The 7,668-nt window shown below is 67.0% G+C and carries 10 protein-coding genes; all 10 read left to right on the top strand.

Annotated features, from left to right (window positions below):
- Positions 1-4 precede the first annotated feature (4 nt).
- The 10 genes from sctJ to ACPZMI_RS05860 are packed head-to-tail and all read left to right on the top strand — an operon-like array spanning position 5 to position 7,619.
- On the top strand, positions 5-787 hold the full coding sequence (sctJ, locus tag ACPZMI_RS05815; RefSeq protein ID WP_186722161.1) for a type III secretion system inner membrane ring lipoprotein SctJ: 783 nt from the start codon (positions 5-7) through the stop codon (positions 785-787).
- Positions 784-1,410 (top strand): type III secretion protein, encoded by a 627-nt coding sequence (locus ACPZMI_RS05820; protein WP_411383990.1) that lies wholly within the window; start codon positions 784-786, stop codon positions 1,408-1,410. The genes sctJ and ACPZMI_RS05820 overlap by 4 nt, the downstream gene beginning before the upstream one ends.
- Complete coding sequence (locus tag ACPZMI_RS05825) at positions 1,407-1,997, top strand: FliH/SctL family protein (RefSeq protein WP_426351848.1); 591 nt, start codon at positions 1,407-1,409, stop codon at positions 1,995-1,997. The genes ACPZMI_RS05820 and ACPZMI_RS05825 overlap by 4 nt, the downstream gene beginning before the upstream one ends.
- On the top strand, positions 1,994-3,316 hold the full coding sequence (locus tag ACPZMI_RS05830; protein WP_426351849.1) for a FliI/YscN family ATPase: 1,323 nt from the start codon (positions 1,994-1,996) through the stop codon (positions 3,314-3,316). The genes ACPZMI_RS05825 and ACPZMI_RS05830 overlap by 4 nt, the downstream gene beginning before the upstream one ends.
- A gap of 13 nt (positions 3,317-3,329) precedes the next feature.
- Positions 3,330-3,803, top strand: a complete 474-nt coding sequence (locus ACPZMI_RS05835) for a hypothetical protein (protein WP_426351850.1) — start codon at positions 3,330-3,332, stop codon at positions 3,801-3,803.
- Positions 3,800-4,828: a FliM/FliN family flagellar motor switch protein gene (locus tag ACPZMI_RS05840; RefSeq protein ID WP_426351851.1), complete on the top strand. Its 1,029-nt coding sequence runs from the start codon at positions 3,800-3,802 to the stop codon at positions 4,826-4,828. Before ACPZMI_RS05835 ends, ACPZMI_RS05840 begins: the two co-directional genes overlap by 4 nt.
- On the top strand, positions 4,825-5,481 hold the full coding sequence (gene sctR / locus ACPZMI_RS05845) for a type III secretion system export apparatus subunit SctR (RefSeq protein ID WP_063543624.1): 657 nt from the start codon (positions 4,825-4,827) through the stop codon (positions 5,479-5,481). The genes ACPZMI_RS05840 and sctR overlap by 4 nt, the downstream gene beginning before the upstream one ends.
- Before the next feature lie 4 nt (positions 5,482-5,485).
- Positions 5,486-5,755 (top strand): EscS/YscS/HrcS family type III secretion system export apparatus protein, encoded by a 270-nt coding sequence (locus ACPZMI_RS05850; RefSeq protein ID WP_054892864.1) that lies wholly within the window; start codon positions 5,486-5,488, stop codon positions 5,753-5,755.
- Between the two features lie 6 nt (positions 5,756-5,761).
- Positions 5,762-6,580, top strand: a complete 819-nt coding sequence (gene sctT, locus ACPZMI_RS05855; protein WP_186666929.1) for a type III secretion system export apparatus subunit SctT — start codon at positions 5,762-5,764, stop codon at positions 6,578-6,580.
- On the top strand, positions 6,573-7,619 hold the full coding sequence (locus tag ACPZMI_RS05860) for an EscU/YscU/HrcU family type III secretion system export apparatus switch protein (protein WP_426351852.1): 1,047 nt from the start codon (positions 6,573-6,575) through the stop codon (positions 7,617-7,619). The genes sctT and ACPZMI_RS05860 overlap by 8 nt, the downstream gene beginning before the upstream one ends.
- Positions 7,620-7,668 lie beyond the last annotated feature (49 nt).

Below are 7,668 nucleotides of genomic sequence, written 5' to 3' on the forward strand. Positions count from 1 at the left end.
ATCGATGACCCGTCGTTGGCGAGCCCTGCGTGTGCTGATCGTCGTCGCCCTGGCCAGCCTGTTGCAGGCCTGTGACATGGACTTGTACAGCAACCTCAGCGAGCGCGAGGCCAATGCCATGCTCGCGGTGTTGCTGCGCGATGGCATCCCGGCCTCGCGCAAGGTCCAGGACAACGGCCAGATGAAGATCGTGGTGGACGAGCGTCGCTTTGCCGACGCCATGGCCCGCCTCGACGAGGCCGGGCTGCCGGGGCAGTCGTTCTCCAACCTGGGCGAAGTGTTCAAGAGCAATGGCCTGGTGTCCTCGCCGGTGCAGGAGCGTGCGCAGATGGTCTACGCCCTGAGCGAAGAGCTGTCGCACAGCGTCTCGCAGATCGACGGCATCGTCTCGGCGCGGGTGCATGTGGTGCTGCCGGACAACGACTTGCTCAAGCGGGTGATTTCCCCGTCGTCGGCCTCGGTGCTGGTGCGCTATGACGCCAACACCGACATCAATCCGCTGATCCCGCAGATCAAGACCCTGGTCGCCAACGGCATTTCCGGGCTCAGCTATGACGGTGTGTCGGTGACTGCGATCAAGGCTGCGGCCCCCAGGAGCGAAGACGAGGGGCAGCCGCGCCTGGTCAGCGTGATGGGCATCTGGATGCTAGAGCAAGATGCGTCCCGCGCGCGCCTGCTGCTCGGTGGCAGCCTGCTGGTGGCGCTGGCCCTCGCCGGGCTGTTGGGCTGGCGACACTGGCAGCAGCGTCGTGGTCGTGCGCTGTACAGCCTGTCGGAGGCGCCATGAGCCTGATGCCCCAATGGCAGGCCCTGCTGGGGCAGCCTCTGGCCTTTGTGGACCGGCGCCACCTGCGCCGCTGTTTCGCCGAGAACGTCGCCGGTGCGCAGATCCAGGCATTGATCGAGTCGCCGCGTTTCCAGGCGCGCCTGCAGGCGTTGATGCTGGCGCACTTCCAGTTGCAGCCATTGGATCAGGTGTCGCAACCGACCGAACAGGACCTGCCGGTGTTGCTGCTGGCGCCGCAGGATTTCGCCCGTTTGCCGCGCCTGTGTGGGGCCATCTGGCACGGTGCGACCTTGGGCCGGGAAATCCGTCGCGAGGTGGTCGAGCACCTGCGCCAGGGGCTTGGGCATGAGGTCTTCGGCCTGGCCATTGCCCATCGGCAATGGGGCGGGGCAATGGACCTGTTGCGCCAGCCTGACGACCTGCTGACCGCCATCGATCACGACGGTGCGCGCTGTGTGCAGGCCTGGTTCGACGAGCAGCCCGCCGACCTGCGCGATTGGCTGCAATTGCGCCTGCCGATGCCTGTGGCGGAAGGTTCGGCATCGTTGGCCGACCCTGGCATCGTGCGTCGGGTCGCCGCCTTGCTGATGCCGTTGTCCGAGAACCGGGAGAGCGTGCAATGAGGCAGTTGCCCAGCCGTCCGGCGTCGCGCATCCTGCGTGCCGCCGAGGTCCAGGCCTGGACCGATGGACGCGATTACCTGCAGGCCGCCCGCGATGAGGCCGAACGTATCCGAGAAGACAGCACTCGCTGGCTGGAGCAGGCCCGTGCTGACGGTTTCGAGCTCGGCCGCGCCAAGGGCGCCGAGGCAGTCAGCGAATTGCTGGCCGACACTGCCGCCAAGGTCGAGGCCTACCTGGCGGGGCTGGAAAACAGCCTGGCCGACTTAGCCCTGGGCATTGCCCGCGAAGTGCTGGAGAGCCTGGGGGACGCCGAGCGCATCGTGCTGTGCACACGCAAGGCGCTGGTTGCGTTTCGCCAGGACCAGGCGCTGACGCTGTTTGTGCCGCGCCTGGAGGTCGAGGCCGTGCGCCGCCGCATGCACGGCGAAACGGATGGCCTGGCGACGATCGCCGTGGAGTCCGATGATCAATTGCAGCCCGGTCAGGCTCGCCTGAGCAGCCCGGTCGGTTCGGTGGAGCTGGGGCTGGACGCCCAGTTGCAGGCGCTGCGCCGCAGCCTGTTGCCGTTCGCCGAGGTGACGCCGTGAGCCTGGAACCGTTGTTGCCACGCCTGCACGCGCGCCTGGGCGATGCCCGGCCACGGCCGATGAAGGGCACCATCCGCAGCATCCGCGGCGTGCTGTTGCGCGCCAGCGTCGCCGGGGTGCGCATCGGCGAGCTGTGCCGCCTGCATGATCCCTCCAGTGGTCGCGCCCTGGCGGCAGAGGTCATCGGTTTCGATGGCGATGAGGCGATCCTCTCGCCGATCGGCTCGCTCGAAGGCTTGTCGACCCGCACCGAAATCACCGCCACCGGCGAGGCGCTGGGGGTGAGTGTGGGCGATGGTCAGTTGGGGCGGGTCATCAGCCCCATGGGCGATTACCTCGATGGCGACCGCCAGCCGCCGCTGGGGCCGATGCGCCGTTATCCGCTGCAGGCCGAGCCGCCTGAACCCTTCGCCCGGCAAGTGATCGTCGATCCGCTGTCGGTGGGGGTTCGCGCCATCGACGGGCTGCTGACCCTGGGCCGTGGCCAGCGCATGGGCCTGTTCGGTGAGCCGGGGGTGGGCAAGTCGTCGCTGCTCGCCAGCATGGTGCGCAACACCGATGCCGACGTGGTGGTGATCGGCCTGATCGGCGAGCGTGGCCGCGAAGTGCGCGAGCTGCTCGACGTGCAGCTCGATGCCCAGGCCCGCGCGCGCACCGTGGCGGTGGTCGCCACTTCCGACCGGCCGGCCGCCGAGCGTGCCCGCGCCGCCTATGTGGCGACGGTGCTGGCCGAGTATCACCGCGACCAGGGCCGCAACGTGCTGCTGTTGATGGACAGCCTGACCCGCTTCGCCCGCGCCCAGCGCGAGATCGGCCTGGCGGTGGGCGAGCCGCCGACCCGTCGCGGTTATCCGCCGTCGTTCTTCTCGGCCCTGCCGCGCCTGCTGGAACGTGCCGGCCCCGCAGCCCGGGGCAGCATCACGGCGCTGTACACGGTGCTCACCGAAGGCGACGCGGCGACCGATCCGGTGGCCGAGGAGGCGCGCTCGATTCTCGACGGCCATGTGGTGCTCAGCGCCGAGCTTGCTCAGCGCAACCATTTTCCCGCCATCGATGTGCTGCGCAGCCGCAGCCGCCTGATGGAGCAGGTCGCCAGCCCTGAGCAACGCCAGCTGGCCATGCGCATGCGCGAGCTGATGGCGCGGCGCAACGATATCGAAATGCTGATCCGCATCGGTGAATACGCCGCCGGCAGCGACCCACTGGCGGACGAAGCGATCGCCCGCCACGCCGCTATCGAAGCTTTCCTGCGCCAGTCGGCGGCGGAGCCGAGCGGCGCCCGACAAACCCTGGATCACATGCGCAAGGTGCTGGCATGAACGAGGAGCGCCCATGAAGAGTCACGAACTGAAAAGCCTGCAGACCCTGCGCCAATTGCGTGAACAACGGGCGTCGGCGCAACTGGCCGCGCAGCGCCAGCTCTGTCGCGAAACCCATGCGGCCCTCGACGACGCCCGCCAGCGGCTGTGTCTGGCGCGGGAAACCTCCGCGCTCGAGGCAGAAAAACTCTACGGTCGCTTCAGCGAGGGGCTGTCGGTCAAGGCCTGGCTTGCCGCGCAAGTGCACCTGTCGGAGCTGGAGGACGAACAGGAGACGCTGCTGGGTAATCTGGACGAGGCCCACGACTATCACCAGCAGCAGGAGCAGACCCAGGAGAGCCTGCGTCAGGCCCATGTCGCTCGCCAGCGCCAGGCCGATGCCTGGGATTCCCTGGTCGAAGGTCACGCCTTGGGCGAGCGCCGCGTCGTGGAAGCGCAGGATGAAGGCGAAGACCTGTTTGCCCCCTTGCTGGATCTCACGCCTTGACCCTGCAGACCACCGAGGTGCCCGCCGACGCGCTGGCCTTCGAGCGCAGCCTGGAGCGCCTTGACCCGCATTGGCAAGCCCTGCACCAGCGCCTGCATCGGCCGCGCCAGCCCTGGCAGGGGCAGTTGGGCGGGGCGCCGCTGAGTGTCGCCTGGGCGTCGAGTGGTGTGGCGATGGATGAACCCCAGCTTGAGTTGTGGCTGTCGCTGGGCGACTCGCCCATGCAGCTGCTCGTGCCGGCCCGTGCCCTCGATCTGCTCGGCTTGCCCGAGGGGCTGGTGCTGCCGAGCCTGCCCGCGGCGCTGTTGCTGGAGCAGGCGCTGCTGACGCTGATCGCGCCGCTGGAGCAGTTGTTCGCGCAGCCCATCCGCGTGCTCGACCGCGCGCTAGCGCAGTGCGTCGAGCTGGCGCCGCTGAGCCTTGGCCTGGCGGTGCACCTGGGTGACAGCGCGCTGGCGGTGCAATTGCGCTGCGATGCCGCGACCTGGGCCGAGATCGCCCTATTGCTGGAACAGCACGCCACTCCCATGCCCCACGACCTCGGTGGCCTGGCGCTGACGCTGGGCGTCGACGGCGGCGAAGCCTGGCTCAGCCTGGCCGAGCTGCGCAGCCTGCTGCCGGGCGATGTGGTCATGCTCGACCCCTGGCCGAACGATCATCTGCGCCTGCACCTGGACGACCAGTGGCAGGCCCGTGTGCAGCGCGACGGACAACGCCTGCAGCTACTCGAACCCCCTATCACCGCGCTTGCCTTGAAGGAGCGACACATGAGCGAACAGGGCACCGGGCCGAGCCTGGACAGCAGCCTTGACGAGCTGCAACTGAAACTGGTCTGCCAGGTCGGCAGCGTCGAGTTGAGCCTGGCGCAACTGCGCGAGCTGGGCGTGGGCAGCGTGCTGGAGCTGGCGCCGCGCATGCACGAAGGCGTCGACCTGATGATCAACGGCCGCCGCGTCGGCCAGGGCCAACTGGTGAAGATCGGCGACGGCCTGGGCGTGCGCCTGCTGAGCTTTGCCGCATCATGAGTGGCTACCAGCCAAACCTGATCGAGATCATCCTGGTCGTCGCCTCCATCGGCCTGATTCCGCTGGCGGTGGTGACCCTGACCGGGTTCCTGAAGATCTCCGTGGTGCTGTTCCTGATCCGCAACGCCCTGGGTGTGCAGCAGACGCCGCCGAACCTGGTGCTCTATGGCATCGCGCTGATCCTGTCGGTGTACGTCACCACGCCGGTAATCGGCGACATGTACCGGGCCGCGCAAAGCCACGGCCTGCAACTGGAGAACGCCGAGCAGCTCAAGGAGCTGGGCGAGGCGATCAGGCCACCCTTGCAGGCGCACCTGTCGCGCTTCGCCAACGAGAGCGAGCGCGGCTTCTTCGTGCAGGCCACGCAGAACGTGTGGTCCGAAGAGGCCCGGGCCGAGTTGCGCGACGACGATCTGGTGGTGCTGATCCCGGCGTTCGTCAGCTCAGAGCTGACGCGGGCGTTCGAGATCGGTTTCCTGTTGTACATCCCCTTCCTGGTGGTCGACCTGCTGGTGTCCAACGTGTTGATGGCGATGGGCATGTCGATGGTGTCGCCGACGCTGATCTCGATACCGCTGAAGCTGTTCCTCTTCGTTGCGCTGAGCGGCTGGTCGCGCTTGATGCATGGTCTGATTCTGAGCTACGGGAGCTGAGCCGATGGGACAGGACGTGTTCCTTTCGTTGATGAAGCAGGCGCTGATGACGGTGTTGCTGCTGTCGGCGCCAGCGCTGGGGGTGGCGATCATCGTCGGCCTGAGCGTGGGCCTCTTGCAGGCACTGACGCAGATCCAGGACCAGACCCTGCCGCAAGTGGTCAAACTGGTGGCGGTGCTGCTGCTGATCGTCTTCGTCGGCCCGCTGCTGGCCGGGCAGGTGATGGGGCTGGGCAACCAGGTGCTGGACAACTTCGCGCTGTGGACGCGCTGACCGGGCATGGACGCAGGTTTCGTCAATGCCTTTCTGGAGATCGCCTACCCGGTGATCAGTTCGGCCGCGCTCTCCACGGCCCGTGCCATGGGCGTGGTGGTGATCACCCCGGCCTTCAACCGCTTGGGCCTGACCGGGATGATCCGCACCTGCGCCGCCGTGGCGATTTCAGTGCCGATGTTCCTGCCGGTGTTCTCGGCCTTTACCGCCTCGCCTGAGCTTGGCGGATTCTGGCTGGCGGGCTTGCTGATCAAGGAGTTCCTGGTCGGGTTGGTGGTCGGTCTGTTGTTCGGCATCCCGTTCTGGGCGGCGGAAGTGGCGGGGGAGCTGATCGACCTGCAGCGGGGCTCGACCATGGCGCAACTGGTGGATCCGCTGTCGTCGGGAGAGTCGGGGGTGATGGCAACCTTGCTCACCGTGATGCTGATCGCGCTGTATTTCATGTCGGGTGGTTTCATCCTCATGGTCGATGGCTACCTGCACAGCTACCAGTTATGGCCGGTGACCCAGTTCACGCCGTTGTTCGCCGGTTCCGCGCTGACGGCGGTGCTGTCGATCCTCGACCAGGTGATGCGCATCGGGGTGCTGATGGTGTCGCCGTTGCTGATTTCGTTGCTGATCACCGACCTGATGCTCGCCTACCTTTCGCGCATGGCGCCGAGCCTGCACATCTTCGACCTGTCGCTGCCGGTGAAGAACCTGTTCTTCACCCTTCTGATGGTGGTCTACATCGGCTTCCTGGTGCCGCTGATGCTCGATCAGCTTGCGGAGTTTCGCGGCACGGTCGGGGTGCTGCAGAGCCTGGTGGAGGGGGGCAATGGCTGACACCAGCGAAGAGAAGTCGCAGCCGGCAACGGACAAGAAACTCAAGGATGCACGCAAGAAGGGCCAGGTCGCCAAGAGCCAGGACCTGGTGTCGGGGGTGGTGATCCTGCTCTGCACCCTGTGCATCGCCATCCTCGCGCCACGGGCCAAGGCCCAGGTCACGGCACTGGTGGACCTGACCGCGCAGATCTACATCGAACCCTTCGCCACGGTGTGGCCGCGCCTGCTCGATAGCGCCGAGCAACTGCTGATCGGCATCACCCTGCCGGTGATGGCGGTGACGGTGACGGCCGTGGTGCTGACCAACCTGGTGACCATGCGCGGGCTGGTGTTCTCGGTCGAGCCGCTGAAGCCGGATTTCAAGCGCATCAACCCGGCCGAGGGCTTCAAGCGGATCTTCGCCATGCGCAACGTGGTGGAATTCCTCAAGGGCCTGGTGAAGGTGCACTTGCTGGGGCTGGCGTTCTATGTGGTCGGGCGCCATGCGCTGCAGGCGTTGATGGAGTCGTCGCGGTGTGGGCCGGAGTGCCTGCAGTCGACCTTCCTGCTGGTGCTCAAGCCGCTGGTGTTCACGGTACTGGCGGCGTTTCTGGTGCTGGGGGCGGCGGATGTGCTGATGCAGCGCTGGCTGTTCGGCCGCGACATGCGCATGACTCGCAGCGAGCAGAAGCGCGAGCGCAAGGATATCGATGGCGATCCGTTGATCAAGCGCGAGCTGCGCCGCCAGCGCCAGGAAATGCAGGCCATGGCGACCAAGCTGGGGCTGGGCCGGGCGTCGTTGATGGTGGGGGTGGCGGGTGGTTGGGTGGTGGGTTTGCGCTATGTGCGCGGAGAGACCCCGGTGCCGGTGGTGGTGTGTCAGGCCGAGCCCGAAGACAGTGCGCGGATGCTGGCCGAGGCGGCGCAACTGGGGATCCCCCATGCCATGGATGCGCGCCTGGCAGCGGAGCTTGCCCGGCGCACCGTGGCGGGGGATCCGGTGCCGGACAGCACCTTCCAGACCGTGGCTGATCTGTTGGTGGCTGCGCGGTTGATCTAACCCCCCTGTGTAGCCGGTGCCATGTGTTCACTGCTTTTGTAGGAGCGGG

It is taken from the genome of Pseudomonas wayambapalatensis, assembly GCF_049942315.1.
In the GTDB taxonomy this organism is placed as follows: domain Bacteria; phylum Pseudomonadota; class Gammaproteobacteria; order Pseudomonadales; family Pseudomonadaceae; genus Aquipseudomonas; species Aquipseudomonas wayambapalatensis.